Origin of the sequence: Vibrio sp. ED004, from assembly GCF_023206395.1 — a bacterium.
Taxonomy (GTDB): Bacteria; Pseudomonadota; Gammaproteobacteria; order Enterobacterales; family Vibrionaceae; genus Vibrio.
In genome coordinates, this window is the sequence record NZ_CP066150.1 from 1,594,761 (window position 1) to 1,610,705 (window position 15,945).

Sequence of the window (15,945 nt, forward strand, 5' to 3'; positions counted from 1 at the left end):
CACCACCTTAGTTAACAAGGATCTTTACCTCACACATTACTCTTCACGAAGTGCTTCGAAGCGTTCTAAGCCGCGTAGCATCTCAAAGTCAGGTTCATCAGCCAATAACTCTCGCATTGAACCACTGGCTTCGATAGAGCGCTCTAAGTCGTCTATAGCCTGACCTTCAGCGCCTAGCCTTGCATAAGCACAAGCTCGTTGATACAAAGCGTGGGCGTTCTGATCATCCACTTCTAACACACGGTTACATAAGCTCATTGCCCAGTGGTATTCCTGCATGTCCATGGCTGCATCTGCTTTGTAAGTGAGCGCTTCCAAGTCACCCGGACGAACTTTCAAAATCTCATCGTAGATTTCAATCTTTTGTTCTGCGGTTTGAGCATTTTGAGCTCTCAGCCACAAGTTGTGTATCTCATTGATGATTTCGATTTCTCGGTTGTTCTCTGAAATGATTCTGGTTTTACGTTTAAGGTCCCTCTCTAGGACATTAAACTTCTTCTCATAATCTTGGGCGATGTCGTTGAGTCGTCGATCTGCCATCTCTTTAGTAGTGTGTTTCAACTCTTTGAGTGATTGCCAACCCACCAAGGCAATAAGAGAAGCAACACCAGCAATGATGTAGAAGAAATACGTCACGGTAACATTGGCGTAGTTCAGCGATTTATCCGCTACAGCCAATTCACGATCTGTCATCTGAATGGTGAGACGCCTTTCAAGATCTTGCTGTTCCATTCGCAGTTGCTTCAACTCATCCAAGATATAGCGTTCCATCAGCGGTCTACCCAAATACTCCTGTTCAGAGTACTTATCCTCTTCGCTTGCAAAACTCATCGAGCTGAACACCGAGATAACTGCAATCAATAAGATTCGAAGCATTATACATTCCTTATATATTTACCTTTAAGCTAACTGTATCTCGTAATAGGCATACAAGCTAGGAAGTCGACAAGTTTGCTTTGTCCGTATTGGAATTAACACTCTAAAACATCATTGATAATTATAAAACACCTGAAGCAACATCATTAATTTCTAAATTATCAAAATACCGAGTAATACTGTTCTATATAATTAATTCGCGATGCGAATATAGCGAAATTTGATTTATTGCATCGAGTTGAATCTTATATTAATAACGATCAGAGCGAGGTTAATTTGAATAATCCACGATACGACTTGGTAAGCCGTGTACTACATTGGGTAATGGCTTCCGTCATCATCTATGCAACCGTTGCTGGGTATGTGATGCACTATGTCACCAATCATCCAGAGCTGTTTTCTTTCCTGTCGATACTCAATATGTCATTGGCGACGATTGCAACGCCATTGCTCGTGGTCCGTTATATCTGGAGTCACTTTCGGTCTTCGCCAGCTATGCCTATCTCAATACCAGAAGGACAGAAATGCATTGCTAAGCTTGCACACTCTTTGATGTACCTAGTGATGTTCATGGTGTTCAGTACCGGTTATTTGATGCTAAAAGAGCCTTATTCGTTATTTTGGCTAGCCACCGTCGATAATCTAATTACCGATCCTGCAATCAACGGCTTCTTCTTCTATTTACACCGTGCCAGTTGTATTGCCCTAGCCTGTTTAATTGTCCTGCATATTAGCGCAGCACTGAAGCACCACTTTGTTTCTAAGAACTATGTATTGAAGATGATGCTCTAGCTTTAAACCCTCTAATTAAAGCCTAATTCTTAACGCTCAAGTTTCCTACACACAAAAAAAAGGTTCATCGCGGCTTTCCGGGGAAAGCCGCTTTTATCTTCAAGAAGAAGTAGTCTGTATCTCGATATCCATACCCCATTCGCTTGATTAACTTTATTTTGTTGTTTATCCCTTCCAATGTGCAGGTGTTGAGCGGATAAGTTGCCGATGCAATAATACCGTGAAGATAAGGCCTCAGTTTTCGTGCAAACTCTTTCAATGGCTTAATTCCACTCTCTTGCACTTGTGCCCACCATACCTCCCAGAGCCCCTTAGCATGTGCTTCTGATTTACAGTACCAAAGCTCTTTGAGTTGTGAGCCGAGTATATAAGTGGCCATCAAGTCCTTATTGATATTCAATATTTCAGTAAGATAGCTATCTTGTCGTGCATTTAAATTACCTCTGTTTTTCAGCAGTACCCAGCGTGAGCGCTTCACACATTGCCTCGCTTTTTTATCCTGCTTGAGTTTGTTAGCTTGGTCGACTCTGACTCTATCCATCACCTCACGACCGAACTTAGCAACAACATGGAATAAGTCGTAAACGATTTTTGCATTCGGGCAGTGCGCTTGAACTTCAAGGTCAAAAGCCGTATTCATGTCCATTGCGACCGCTTCGATATTGTTACCATGCTTGCCTAACTGCTCGAAAAACGGTCGTATGTCCTTGCGGCTACGACCTAACCCTATCCAAATGACTTGGTGAGTCTTAGCATCAGCGATGACTGTGGCATATCGGTGCCCTTTAAAGATGGCGAACCTCGTCCATGACGAGTTGCCTTAGCCCTTCCCATTTCACTGACGGTACCACTTGGCGAAGTCGACGTTTATCTATCTCTTTAATGGTGTGCCAATGAACGCTCGTTAACTGGGAGATATGCTTAATGGGAAGAAGAGGCAGTAGTTGTTCTATATAGCTTTTAGACGCGTCGTTATACGAGCATAAGGCTCTAACCAAGATAGAAACTCTGTTTTTATGCCGCAGTCACGACACTTGATCCTTCGAGTTTGAACGGAAAGCTCAACAGGAACATTGAACAACATGGCCTCTTTCACATGACGCCATTGATACTCATGGATAGCCTCAGCTTCAAGACCGCAAAGGCATTTAGCCTCAGAATTAGGTTTAAGAGTTAGTGTAACAAGTGATGCTGTCTGGTGAAACTTTACTATTTTAAAGCCTTCCCAGAATGAAGATAGGAAAGTATGATTCGGCATGAAAACGGTAGTTTGTGTATGATTTTTGTTTGGCGACTAAACCATATCACTTACTACCGTTTTTTTGTTTTTAGTTCCCGCTAATCCGCGATGAACCAAAAAAAAGCCATAGCATGCTATGGCTTTCTTCTTTCAATTTGATTACTTGCTGTGAGTATCTATCATCACTTGCCAATATTCGCATTTGGCTAAGAACTCTTTTAAATAAAGCTCTGGGTTAGCAAGCTTCTCACCGCCTTTCACATCAGCGCCAGTCACTCGCCAAAAGCCACGAGTCACAAGATTTCTGTGGTAGATAAAATCGTTAAGTTCGTTGGTTTTTAACGGAAGCTGTTCACCAAAGGTTTGTTCGTACAAGCTCAACGTAGAAGCTTGCTCACTTGGTTTCTCTCTTAGAAAGGTATCTAAGTCCAAATCCAGTGACTGCTGTGCTTCTTTCGGTAACGCTTTAGCCAATTTAGAGATAACACTGAACAGAGCCAACTCAACTTTTTGAGACGCTAATAACGATGCACCTAAAAGCGCATGCTCATTGGAAATGTGTTGCTCTGTTGATGAAACGGTTGCTGTTGTCACTGTGTTAACCTCAAATAATCATAACGGGTGTTACTGAACTGGATAGAGTCTTTTAATTAAGCTGAATCTTATTCTTGTCATTAAGAAGAATCTTGCAGCTAAGCAGAGTCTTTCAACTAAGCAGAATCTTTTAGCAGAACGCGGTCAGCATCAATGATGGTGAAGCCTGATGCGTCTTCATTCTTTTCGACTTGCACTAAACCTTTAAAACCAATTTGCGACAGTTTCTTCGCAAGCTGATCTGGTGCGGTTTCGAACACAACGTTCATAAAAGGCAAAGACTCAGCATCAACAAAACCATGCTCGTTAAACAGTTCCATTGCTTGAGATAAATGGTCTGAGTCGGTTAATTCAATAATTTCTACAACTTCTTCCAACAACATTTTCGATTCCATATTCGCCAGAAAGTGACTGACACAAGCCGGTTCTTCTTGCTTGCATACATCCCGATGCCCGTAGATACCCCTTTAGTAGTAGGGAGATCATAACATATTAATAATCGTAAAATATGTTTTATTTTTCCTAAGCTACTGGGAATACTAGAAAAGAATAGAAATTGGTGAAACATAAATAACACCAATCCATAGTATCGATAACGGTAGACCTGGCTTGAGGTGATCAGGCAACCGTTACTTGAGAGTCGCTCGTTTCCACAATCGATTCCTTCAACAAGCCGGCATAAATGCCATTGTATGCGACCAACTGTTGATGATTACCTTGTTCAACAATTTCACCCTTTTCCAATACCAGAATAGTGTCAGAGTGACGAACAGTGCTGAGGCGGTGGGCAATGGCGATCACGGTTTTTTCTTTGAACAGGCGCTGCATCGCTTTTTGAATCAAATCTTCTGTGATGGAATCTACCGAACTGGTTGCCTCATCAAGCATCATCAGTTGTCCGCCTTGTGCGACTGCTCGTGCAAAGGAGATAAGCTGCGTTTGCCCTACAGATAGGTTGGCACCGTTCTTCTCTAAACGGAAATCATAGCCTTGTGGCAACTGCTCGATAAACTTATCCGCATAAACATAACGCGCAGCTTGCTCAACCTCGTTTCTTGAGAGATGTTCCTTACCCAGTGCAATATTGAACTGAATCGTCTCTTCAAATAGATGCACATCTTGCATCATCATTGAGAACAAGTGAGCAGAGTCTTCGCTTGAGATCTGCGATAACTCAATACCATTAAGCAGAATGCTGCCTTCATAGTCTTGATAAGTTTTAGATATCAAACGCAGAATCGTCGATTTGCCCGACCCAGTCGAACCCACAAGCGCGATTTGATGACCTTTCTCCAATACAAACGAGACATTTTTTAGAACGTACGGAGCGTCGTCTTTGTAGCGAAAGCTCACGTTCTTAAATTCTAAGCTCACAAACTGTTCGAGCTGACTTTCAACCTTGTTAGATGGCAGTAAGTTACGACCTTCTTCTTCCGTCGGTTCAACAAACAGCTCTTCGATGTGGTCGAACGCAGCAAATGAGCTCTGAATCGAAGCAATTTGCGAGGTGAAGTCGCGAATCGGTACAAATACCTTTTCTAGGGTGTTGATGAACGCAATCAGCACACCCAAGGTGAGTGCCCCTTCGATCACTTGCCCAGAGCCGTACCAAATCATGATCGCGATAGTGATTGAGGTAATGCCAGAGATAAACGAAAACAGAATCGCATCGTACTTATTGATCTTTTTCTGCGCTTTCAAAAACTCATCGGTATAGCCTTGGTAACGCTGCTCGACTTGTTCTTCCGCTCGGTACATCTGAACCGTTTTCATGCCGAACAAGACCTCTTGCAGAAAGCCAATACCGCGTGCAAGTGAAGAACGCGTGACTTTATACAGAGCACGAAGTCGGTTTCGCACGTACACCGTTAAGTACAGCACGGGTGGCATGATGATCAATACAATCAACGTCAGCTGCCAATCAATGAAGAACATCATGGCTAATAGAGCAATGGTGTTGATACTGTCTTTCACTAAACCGACAACCGATTGAACAAAGGTCTCGCCGATGGTCTCTAAATCACTCGTCAGGCGCGAAAGCGTGACACCTATTGGCGTATTGTCAAAATAGCTGCGCGGTAACTTGAGTACACGGGCAAACAACACAGAGCGCATATCAGTTATCGTGTATTGACCTGTTTTACGCAGGTTATACGAATAAGTGGTATCCACCACGTAGCTCACCATCAGCAGGGCAACGAGATAGAAGACGTATTCGAGCAGACCATCCATATCACCATGACTTAGATGGACGTCAATCACTTGAATGATCAGCCAAGGAAACAACAAGCTCGTGATGACCGACAGCGGAAGCATCGCAATACCCAGAATGGCAGAGCCTTTGTATTTCTTAGCAAACTTAAAAAAGTGCTTGAGATACTTAAGATCAACACCCTTTAACATGCTGTAGCCTCCGTTTCATTCTGCTGTAGCTGCCATGTCTCATAGTAGTAAGGACAGGTTTTGAGTAACGTGGCATGGTCGCCCTTGGCAATCACCTTACCTTCATTCAACACAATAATTTCATCCATATATTCAAGGGCATTGACGCGATGTGACACTACCAGAACCGACTGATTTTCCAGTCGTTTAAACAAGCCTTCTAAGATCTTTCTTTCTGTCTCATAGTCGACCGCAGACAGCACATTATCCATGATAATTAAGTCGGTTGGTTGCAGCAGAGCACGCGCAATACTCAAGCGCTGCTTCTGACCACCGGACAACATGATGCCCTTCTCACCAACCAAGGTTTGGTCGCCATGTTCAAAGCGAGTCACATCACTGGCCAATTGGCTAAGCTCTAGTACTTCATCAACCTGACTCTTGGCCAAATCAGTATCCAAGCTACCAAAACGGATATTATCTTCGACAGTCGCTGAGAACAGGTAAGGGTCTTGAGTAACGGTTTTCACATAACGACGTAAATCACTGCGCGAGAAACTAGTGACATCTTTTTCACCAAGGAACACTGAGCCTTCTGGAACCTCTAAATGATGATTCAAACAGTTCACTAATGTCGTTTTACCCGCTCCGATTCCGCCTAGCACACCCACTTTCTTACCCGCAGGAATATCAAAGCTGATGTCATCAAGGATCAAGCGTTCTTCACCCGCGTAACTAAAGCTAAGGTTACGAACAGAAAACGTTTTACCCTTCAACGATTCAACATCTAACTCAGAAAGCTTTTCTTCATCTAGCTCTGGCACTTTGGCGTTAAGAATGGTTTGCGCGCTCTGAATTCCGACCATGCCGCGCTGATAAATCGTCGCAATTCGACCAAGTTGCATCAACGGCATTGCGAGCAAAACCGAGTAAGTTAAGAAAGCGGTTATCTCACCTAAGGTCAGTTCCTGCCTCATCAACATGAAACCACCCAGACCAAGAATAATAATTTTCATCAGGTCATTGGCGTAATCGAGCACCGGCATGAAGAAGACTTGAATACGAGTGATCTTAAGGCGGCATTCAAGCAACAGTTGATTGAGCTTTTCGGTTTCCGCCTTCACCCAAGGTGACATCTGCTGGCTCTTGATCAGATCAATCCCAGATAGGTAACTCATTAACTGAGCAGACAGGTTTTGCAGGCGCTTCATGTGCTCTAAGTGCAGTGTTTTCATACGCTTGAAGCCCACTCGGAAAATCACAAAAGCGATTGAGATAGGAATAATCGAGTAAAGCGTTAATTCTGGTGAGATACGCCACATATAAAGAGGCGTCAGCGACAAAGCAAGCAACGCATTGAAGAACTGCAAAAAGCCCACGCCGAACATCAAACGGATCCCGCTAAGGTCGTTATTGATGATTGAAATCAAACGACCTGAAGCGAAGCGTTCATGAAAGCTACTTGGTAAACGATTCAGCTTTTGTAGCAGTGTACTTTTGAGCGCAGCCTCTGTGATTCGCCCAGGGTTCAACGCATAGATCCGCGACAGGATCCGCACGACAACCATAGCGACCGACATGCCCACCACAATCCAAACATAGGTTTGAAGCTGCTGGTGACCTGTTGACGAGGCATCATCAATTAAATCTATCGCCAATTGAATATAACGAGGGATCTCTACTTGTAACCAGTTAACGAGAAAAATGAACACAATCGCTAACAAATAAGAGGTGCGATTCATGCGCAAGTAATGGGCAATAAACTGTCTTTTAGTCATAGTATTCTTTTTTTAGGGCAGGCACACAGCGATGTGATGGTGTTATCCGGCAAGGTGAGACATCGCAGAGGTAAAGATACATCAAAAACACATAGTTGACAATGTCAACCATGTTTAATTATTCGCTATTGGTGTTATATTTTAGCGCCACAAGAAACAACTTTGCCGCACTAATGGCGGCAAAGTATCTTAAGTACACTAAATGGGGAGCTTTAAACCAAACTCAATACCACAACAACAAAAATCGGATATTGCTTCAGCCTTCAAGCTTCTAATTTCACTAGTTAAGCGGTTAGAGAATCACATCGACCTGCCCGTTTTCGACATCAACTGAGCGTTTCACTTCGTTGCCCATCGCCGATGGGTACCATACTTCAACCCAAACTTTTTCAACATGGTTAGGTAGAAGTAGTGTTGTAGAGAAGTCGATATCTTCATTGATTGGTACTCTCAACACTTGTGATGTGTAGTCGACAACATCACCATTGAACTGGGTATACAGGCTCATAAAGCCTCGTGAGCTTTGCGAGGTTGCCACATCAACGGTCACTTTAACTTCTCTTTCGGTTGAGAAGTCAAAACCTTCGGGTACTGACAACTCAACCGTTTTTACAGATTGTTGTGTAGAAGTTGGAGCACTGGCAGAACCGCTGCCTCCACCATCGCCTCCGCCGCCACAAGCCGTAAGGAAGACAATAGTCACGCTACTTAGCATTAGTTTAATTAGTTTCATAAATCCTCCTTAATTAATCTTCTGTAGACCAAGTTTTGTCAGAGTTAGGGTTCTGGTACCAAGTTGGTTTTGAAGTCCCTCCAGAAGTCGCCCATTCTGCAAACTCAGGGTACGCTTCACTGATATCAATGTACTCTGCTGGATGGTTCCACGGAGATGAAATCAAGATCCCCCACGGCATATTTTGAGTAGTTCGGTAGTACTTATCGGTAGATGGGTCTGAGTCATCTTGTGCGATACCGTAGAAATCACTCACTAACGTACCACGTGACGTTGGTGGAAGATCCGCTGTGTGAATTTCAAGATCTTTACCCGGAGAGCCAGTAAAACTAGAACCATGGTAATATCCTTCACCTGGACCAAAGATGAGCGGGTCAAAACCACTCAATGGTAGAAGTGAACTCACCGTTGGTTGATCGTCGTCGTTAAACGGTAGTGAAATGCTGAACGTCATTTGGTCGGACTCAAGAGACGGATTACAAGACGGGTTAGTACGGTGGAACATACACTCATCGTTGATCGGGATATCATTTCTCAAGTTCAATGAAGCCACAACAACAAGGTCCCCTCCTGGTGATGCAACCGCTTTATCTTCGCCCGTGAACGGTGAAATATTCACACGAGTTGCGCCGTTTTCTGCACTCTGGCGGTCTGCAAGTCGACATCCGACTCATCAAACCCACTCAGTTTCCAACCTAAGCCGTTACCATAAGAGGCGCCGTAGGCCATAACGCTACCGCTGATATCCATACGCAATACAGCATCATCTTTACTCAGAATGGTGGTTCGGTAGTAAACGACAACATCGTTTAAGTCGAAATCACCAACTTCAGACCAGTTATCTTCGAACGCCGCAGTGTAGTAATTAGAGTGTTGAATTGTGGTTCCCGGATCAGTCACGTTTAACACGTAATCCTCGACTTCCCCGTCACCAACGTAACCATCACTTGGGATGTTAGGGCTGCTCGCTAGACGGAAACGTGTTTGTACAGTCCCCACACTCGCATCATCAGCCACTCGAATTGGAACAACTTGTCCCCCTTCAACAACCGAATGGTTCTTCAAGATTTGTTCATCATCATCGAAAGTACCACTCGAGTCCCAGTCAGCCCAAGCTTGTAGGTAACCATTACCCACTACATTAACGTTAATGAGGCTATCCAACCCGATTTCTAGGTTAGTAAGCAGCGTAATACCGTCGTCATCATTCCCGTCAACATCCAAGTCATCGCCGTTTGATAAAGCGCCCGGTTGTCCGTCAGAATCTGTATCGATGCTAGCCCCTAGATAAAGCGTTGAAGAAACAGCATGTTCTGCACCATTGCTTGCTTGTAACGTTCCATAAGTGTCTGGAGCGTCACCAAAATCAGACTCGTCAGAACTCTCAATTGGCGTAGTAAATCCACTTAAGTCCCAGTTACCATCAAACGCAGAAAAAATGGGGTTAGGAAAGCTACTACTGCTAGAAGTGACGGTTTCAAATTGTAAGGTAACAATAGAGGTGTTTTTATAGATGAATTTAACTGCACCTGACGTGTCAGTTTCTGAATAATTAGTACCAGGGCCTGTAAATAGAACGGATGTTCCATCAGCACTCTCTTCCGCGGTCAAGCTGGCGCTTGCACTACCCAATTGATAACTGAAAAAGCCTTCACTTCTAAATACTCGTACTTGCTCTGACTGAACTGGCTCGCCATCAATGTCGTAACCGATCATTTCAAATTCAGGAATAGTGTAAGGCAACGAGAAAGTACCTGACAGACCATCTGTTCCGTCAAAGAACTCAAAGGTATAAATCAAACCTGCAGACCCGGCAGAGTTAGTCTGATAGAGGAATCCAATATCACCAGAGGGCTGAGTGGAGCCTTCTTTGTAGTTGGGAACATGGAACATAAACGTTGCATCACCAAATACGCTACTGGACACCTTAGCATCAATGGTCTTTCCATCATGTGTGCCGACATTGAGAAAGTGCATGGAGGCACCATCATAGGTTGGTCCCGCCCAACCGCTACTTCCGTTCGTTGACTCTACGTGGTTTGAAAAATCCAAATCCACGATGGTTGCGTGGACTGGGACGCTAACTATTACGCCAATGAGATAGATAATTTGCTTGTATTTCATAGTAAACCTCGACTTCTTCTTCGCTTGGGCGATTTCCTTGAAAAGTACGTAAACTCTGAACGGAAAAGCTAAATAAATGTCTCCCTAAAATCTGATGCTACGAGACAAAGGATGTCTATTTTTATTATTTTGGTGCCGATAAAACGAGCTGAATAAGACAAAGAAGCAAGAGGAGAGCCAAGTTTTCCAATACTTAGAAAACACACGTAAACCATTGAAATTAAAAATTTATTATCTATATACTTTTCGAGCGCAAGAATAAAAAAAACACTTTATTCAAAATAGGAATCAATTTGATGAAGGAAATGAGTCAACTTGACAGCTTGTCATAAATAGGAGTGAAAGAAGTAGATTCCAAGCGAATAAAGATGTCGTTCAAACAGCAGGAAGCTGCATGAAATTGGAGAAATAATGGCTGTTGATTATAAACGAAGTTGGGTGACAGAGAGCACTAACAATGAACTGTTTAATGCGGGGTGAAATGAAACAGTTCAAAGATCATTGTCAGCTGCACTTTAGTTACAGCTGAACAATTACTTCAATATAAGGTTTGGTGAGATTAAAGCATCTCTTTGGCTATCAAATGAAGTAAGAAGGTTTCACGCTCAATGCTCATGCCCTTTTTAGGACTTTCAGCCATCGTTTTTTCATTATGAGCGATCGCTTCATGGATATTCATCCACACCAGCTTCATTCCGTTTTTGACTTCATAATCTTCGTAAGCCGTTTCACCGAGCTCACGGTCGATCTTGCATGAGTAGCAGTAAGAGATCATGTGCATCATATCTGCGTCGTCTTTGTACCAAGGACGGAACTCTTCAAAAATACCGAATGGCTTGATGCTATGAATGTTCTTCGCACCCGTCTCTTCTTCCAGTTCACGAACCATGCCTGCAATAACATCTTCACCTTCATCTAAACCGCCACCAGGAATGGTGTAGTCGTGATAACGCTCTGTATAAAGCATCAGAATGTCTTCGCCATCTAACACAATCGCACGGGCTGCGTTGCGCTTATATACCGTTTTATTGTCTAGATGGTCGATATCAGGGTGAATAGTGGTTTTTAGGTGTCTCATGATTGTGACTGCTCTACTGAATTTGGCGGCATCATATCATAATCATCAATAGATTCGAGGTGCACAATCGCCTTCAAGAGCGCTTTCCGACTTCACCTCCCTGCTGATAGCGCATCGCCACCGAGTCACAGTAAACCTCAAACGAGCACGCGTCACGCGAGGAAGCTCCACTTGTAGCTTGGCTCTAGTTAGCTTGATCTAGCACTCAAAACTCGGCGAAATCCAACGAAATATCAACCTATTTCAATATCTTGACCAAATTAGGACAACCTTTTCTGAAATCTAAAATATACTCATTTCATAGAGCTTCTAATTGGGTTCTGTAGAACTTAACGCTTTCATTTGTAGAGTTATCACGTAGGAGATAAACATGAAGAAAATTGGTTTGATGGCTGTATTTGCCGTTGTATTAGGCGGTTGTGCAAACGACTATGCAGAATATAGCGAAGGCCAACGTGTTTCAGTCGCTAACCCAGCCGCGGTTTATTGTGTTCAACAGGACGGTGAATTAGATACGGTGACTGAAAACAATCAACGTACCACTTACTGTGTATTCGATGACGGTGAGCGCATTGAACAGTGGGAGTACTACCGCAATAACCACGAGCAAGAAGCTGAAAAGTAATCACTTCGACTGCGAGTTTCTAACCTCACCGCTGTAAGATCCCCCCCCAAAAAAAAATTCTAGTACGTTACGTAAGCTGCCTGCCTTAAGGCAGCGGCTTACCGTATACACACACCAATTGTACGGTGTTTTATTGCTGACATTTCCATGACATTGTGGAGACGATCGAGACGATAGAATGCCAGCCTGTTACAAAATATTACAAGCCGTATTGATATGAAAAGCCAATCTAAAACCAAAGAACAAACTCATATGTCACTTGAGCTCCCAGAGTTCACGCTGTCGCAATCAACCTCTCAAGTTATCTACAAACGATGTCAGACAGCGTTAGTCGTATTGGCGATCAGTATTGTCGCGAACCTTGCACTTCGAATTGACTTTGTATTGTTGAATGGCAATGTGGGTGAGATCTCAGTGACTGAGATGCTCCAGCAGTTACTGCTTATCGTGACTTCTGGTTCTTTCATTTATCTCGCAAGAGAGAGGAGCGAAGTTAAACATGCAGCCCTTCTAATCAGTGCCTTCTTTGCTGTGATGTTTATCCGTGAGATGGACTTTTGGTTTGACAAAATTGTACATGGCGCATGGGTTGTGCCTGCACTTTTAGTTGCTGGTAGCGCGATTTTTTATGCTGTAAAGAACGGCAAGCGTACGATTGATCAACTGGCGCTGATACTAGCATCTCCGCACATGAACCTTTTGGTTACCGGTGTCATGCTACTGTTGGTATTTTCTCGCCTGTTTGGCATGGGCAGTTTTTGGCACAATGTTATGGGTGATGATTACGTTCGCGTGGTTAAAAATATTGCCGAAGAAGGTACCGAGCTTCTGGCCTATTGTTTAATCGCTTTTGCTAGTTTAAAAACGGTTCATGGCATCACGAGAAAGAAATAAACACTTATCGCCACCAGCGATGTGTGTGATCCGATTCGGGATCTAAATATCGATTCAATAAAGTCAGGTTAGTGTCTAGTAGTGCTAGATATTCCCTGACTTTTTTTATGTCAGTATCCACCGGAGTCTGTTGAATACAATGCTCCAATACTGGAAGCAGGCTTTCCACGATACCAAAAAGAGATGAATCCCCTACCAATTCTTTTGCTTTAACCAACGCTTCAACAGAGAGTCTTTGTGGCTCTTCCCTAACGATATCTAAATCTCGTTGAAACGCCCCTGCGCTTACGCCTTCAAGGTAAACTCGATACGTCGTGAGTACATCCATCAACAAAAACAGTTGGCCTTGAGTCGTTTGGTGCGGGTATGGCACCGGAATATGACATTCCAACTTGCGATCTATCTGTAGCTCTACATTTAGCGCTGAACACTTTTCGATAAGCACCTTAAGCAGGCCTTGCTCGTCCATCAACGCTTGAATCTCAAAGATGCGTTGCAGGTGATAATCGTTCGAGATAAAGGTTACTTTGACACTCTGCCCGCGAGTAAAAAGCCCGCTCTCAAGCATTTCTGAAGCCAAATTCTGAATGTTCTCTACCGTGTTTGTTGAACGTTGCTCAAGTAAGATTGCACCCAAATTAAATGGATGTTCGTACTGAGCTTCAAGCTCTCGAAAATACTGGTGCATTGCATCCGCTTCAGAGAGAGTTTGCCCCTTTGTTACCCCGCCACAAAATGCAACGGCCGTTTGCTGATTCGACTCTTCAACCAAAAGCTCCGCCAGATACCCTACTAAAGCATCAACTCGACTGATTCCTTCATCAGTCAATTTATTCTCATTAAGTCGCTTACCCAGCACAATAAGGAGGTGATTAATGCTCATTTTATGTTCAAGTCTCGTTTTAGTGATTAGATAGAGTGAATTATGTATACAATATCCAGTAACAAAAGTATTTTTAAATTCTCTTAGGTTGCTCGCAATAATGCTCACTATTGATGGCAACACCTAAGGCAATGCAGGAATAGACGTGGCGCTTTAAAGCAAAAATAACACGCTCTTGCATTTCATTGCTCTGACCTTGCTAACACAAGTTTCAATAAAAGAGACGTTTCAAGCACAGAACAAGCTCGACTAAAAATGTTTCATGAAAAGTGAAACGAACAAAATACAAATTTTACACAGAGTTCGTACATCGAACCGTCTTCACAGGAAGTTACTATGCTGTCTATTTTTGACATTTACAAAATCGGGGTCGGGCCTTCCAGCTCCCATACCAACGGACCAATGATCGCTGGGTTTAATTTTACCCAAAAAATTGAATCTGTACTTGGTCAAGTTACCCGTATTCAAATTGACTTATACGGCTCATTGTCACTAACAGGCATTGGTCACCACACCGACCGTGCAACCCTGTTAGGCCTACTTGGCAACCGCCCTGATACAATCAAAATAACCAGCGCTAATGCGGCCATGCGTAAAGCGATTGAAGATAAATCTTTAATGGTGAGTGGCAACCATGAAATTCATTTCGATGTAGAAAGTGACCTGCTCTTCCACAAAACCAACCTACCACTTCATGAGAACGGCATGACTATCTCTGCCTTTGATGAAAGTGGTAGCCTTTTGGACATGGAAACCTACTACTCGATTGGTGGTGGCTTTATCGCAACCGCTGATGAACTTCAAAATGGCAAGCAAGAGTCAGAAACACAAGTTGAATTCCCCTTCTCTTCTGCCGACCAATTGCTTGAACTATCCGACCAAAATGGACTGAGCCTTGGTGGTTTAGTCCTACGTAACGAAGTGTCGTTCCAAGGCATGGATGTGATTGATCAGAAAGCCGACCAAATTTGGAAGGTGATGTCTCTGTGTATGCAGCGTGGCTTCGACACCGAAGGTATCCTTGATGGTGGTCTAGAAGTCACACGCCGAGCGCCTGCGCTTTTGAAGAAGCTCGAAGCGAATGCCTCTATTGAAAATGATCCAATGGAGATCATGGATTGGATTAACCTGTTTGCCTTTGCAGTAAGCGAAGAGAATGCAGCGGGTGGTCAAGTCGTGACATCACCGACGAATGGTGCGGCTGGCGTTATTCCTGCAGTATTAATGTACTACCATCGTTTCATCAAAGAACTGGATACCAAACAACTGAAAGACTTCTTAGCGGTGTCTGGTGCTATCGGTATCCTGTACAAAACCAATGCTTCTATTTCTGGCGCTGAAGTGGGTTGTCAGGGGGAGGTTGGCGTTTCTTCTTCGATGGCAGCTGCAGGCTTAACTGCCCTGCGCGGCGGCAGTAACGAGCAGATCTGTATTGCGGCTGAGATTGCAATGGAGCATTCTCTGGGCATGACATGCGACCCAATCGGCGGGCTAGTACAGGTACCGTGTATTGAACGTAACGCTATGGGTGCGATGAAAGCCATCAACGCATCACGTATGGCGCTGAAGCGCACCAGCAAGTGTCTTATCTCGTTAGACAAAGTTATTGAAACCATGTATCAAACAGGTAAAGACATGAACAAGAAGTACCGTGAAACGTCTTTGGGCGGCTTGGCGGTGATTCACATGGCACCACCGTGTGAATAACAGACAAGAACACGAGTGCAGAGAGCCCCTTTAGAGACGGCATTCTTGTAAACTTAGTTTTCAATATCAAAACAAAGCCAGCCGCCAAGCTGGCTTTTTTATTAACGAGAACTCAGCCGCCAATTGAAAGTGATACTCACTTAAAAACATTTACCGAATGAATCTCGCTAACTTTCTCTTTAATAGTTCATTACTTAGCCACAAATCAAGACGGCTAATTTTTACACAGCCACGCATCC

General features: G+C 43.6%; 12 protein-coding genes and 2 pseudogenes. 4 read left to right on the plus strand and 10 right to left on the minus strand.

Translation table 11 applies throughout. From position 1 onward, the window contains the following. Window positions 1-36: 36 nt before the first annotated feature. Complete coding sequence (locus ITG10_RS24480; protein WP_017629693.1) at window positions 37-876, minus strand: alkyl sulfatase dimerization domain-containing protein; 840 nt, start codon at window positions 874-876, stop codon at window positions 37-39. A gap of 324 nt (window positions 877-1,200) precedes the next feature. Here ITG10_RS24480 and ITG10_RS24485 point away from each other — a divergent pair, with 324 nt between their 5' ends. Next, on the plus strand, window positions 1,201-1,668 hold the full coding sequence (locus ITG10_RS24485) for a cytochrome b/b6 domain-containing protein (protein WP_017629694.1): 468 nt from the start codon (window positions 1,201-1,203) through the stop codon (window positions 1,666-1,668). Window positions 1,669-1,732: 64 nt separating this feature from the next. On the opposite strand, the pseudogene ITG10_RS24490 reads toward ITG10_RS24485, so the two are convergent. The 8 genes and pseudogenes from ITG10_RS24490 to ITG10_RS24525 all read right to left on the minus strand — a co-directional run bounded on the left by ITG10_RS24490 (window position 1,733) and on the right by ITG10_RS24525 (window position 11,597). Next, window positions 1,733-2,926 (minus strand): annotated as a pseudogene (locus ITG10_RS24490) (ISL3 family transposase). Between the two features lie 141 nt (window positions 2,927-3,067). Beyond that, entirely contained in the window at window positions 3,068-3,502 is a 435-nt protein-coding gene (locus ITG10_RS24495) for a hypothetical protein (protein WP_017629447.1), read from the minus strand. Window positions 3,503-3,618: 116 nt separating this feature from the next. Further along, entirely contained in the window at window positions 3,619-3,885 is a 267-nt protein-coding gene (locus tag ITG10_RS24500) for a hypothetical protein (protein WP_017059525.1), read from the minus strand. A gap of 235 nt (window positions 3,886-4,120) precedes the next feature. Next, on the minus strand, window positions 4,121-5,905 hold the full coding sequence (locus tag ITG10_RS24505) for an ABC transporter ATP-binding protein (protein WP_248386975.1): 1,785 nt from the start codon (window positions 5,903-5,905) through the stop codon (window positions 4,121-4,123). Further along, complete coding sequence (locus ITG10_RS24510) at window positions 5,899-7,662, minus strand: ABC transporter ATP-binding protein (RefSeq protein WP_017629446.1); 1,764 nt, start codon at window positions 7,660-7,662, stop codon at window positions 5,899-5,901. Before ITG10_RS24510 ends, ITG10_RS24505 begins: the two co-directional genes overlap by 7 nt. A 292-nt stretch (window positions 7,663-7,954) precedes the next feature. Further along, window positions 7,955-8,395, minus strand: a complete 441-nt coding sequence (locus tag ITG10_RS24515; protein WP_017629445.1) for a hypothetical protein — start codon at window positions 8,393-8,395, stop codon at window positions 7,955-7,957. A 13-nt stretch (window positions 8,396-8,408) separates the two neighbouring features. Further along, window positions 8,409-10,519: pseudogene (locus ITG10_RS24520) on the minus strand (LruC domain-containing protein). A 559-nt stretch (window positions 10,520-11,078) separates the two neighbouring features. Beyond that, complete coding sequence (locus ITG10_RS24525; protein WP_017630817.1) at window positions 11,079-11,597, minus strand: NUDIX hydrolase; 519 nt, start codon at window positions 11,595-11,597, stop codon at window positions 11,079-11,081. Window positions 11,598-11,967: 370 nt separating this feature from the next. On the opposite strand from ITG10_RS24525, the gene ITG10_RS24530 reads away from it, so the two are divergent. Together ITG10_RS24530 and ITG10_RS24535 are read left to right on the plus strand one after the other, a co-directional pair. Next, window positions 11,968-12,222 (plus strand): DUF333 domain-containing protein, encoded by a 255-nt coding sequence (locus ITG10_RS24530; protein ID WP_017105223.1) that lies wholly within the window; start codon window positions 11,968-11,970, stop codon window positions 12,220-12,222. A 216-nt stretch (window positions 12,223-12,438) separates the two neighbouring features. Then, entirely contained in the window at window positions 12,439-13,116 is a 678-nt protein-coding gene (locus ITG10_RS24535; RefSeq protein ID WP_248386976.1) for a hypothetical protein, read from the plus strand. Between the two features lie 4 nt (window positions 13,117-13,120). Here the strand turns inward: ITG10_RS24535 and ITG10_RS24540 are convergent, their stop codons facing one another. After that, window positions 13,121-13,999, minus strand: coding sequence for a YdcF family protein (locus ITG10_RS24540; protein ID WP_017631268.1), 879 nt, complete (start codon window positions 13,997-13,999; stop codon window positions 13,121-13,123). 336 nt (window positions 14,000-14,335) lie between these two features. Between ITG10_RS24540 and ITG10_RS24545 the strand changes: the two genes are divergently transcribed. Beyond that, complete coding sequence (locus ITG10_RS24545) at window positions 14,336-15,706, plus strand: L-serine ammonia-lyase (RefSeq protein ID WP_017631269.1); 1,371 nt, start codon at window positions 14,336-14,338, stop codon at window positions 15,704-15,706. The last annotated feature ends 239 nt before the right edge of the window (window positions 15,707-15,945 follow it).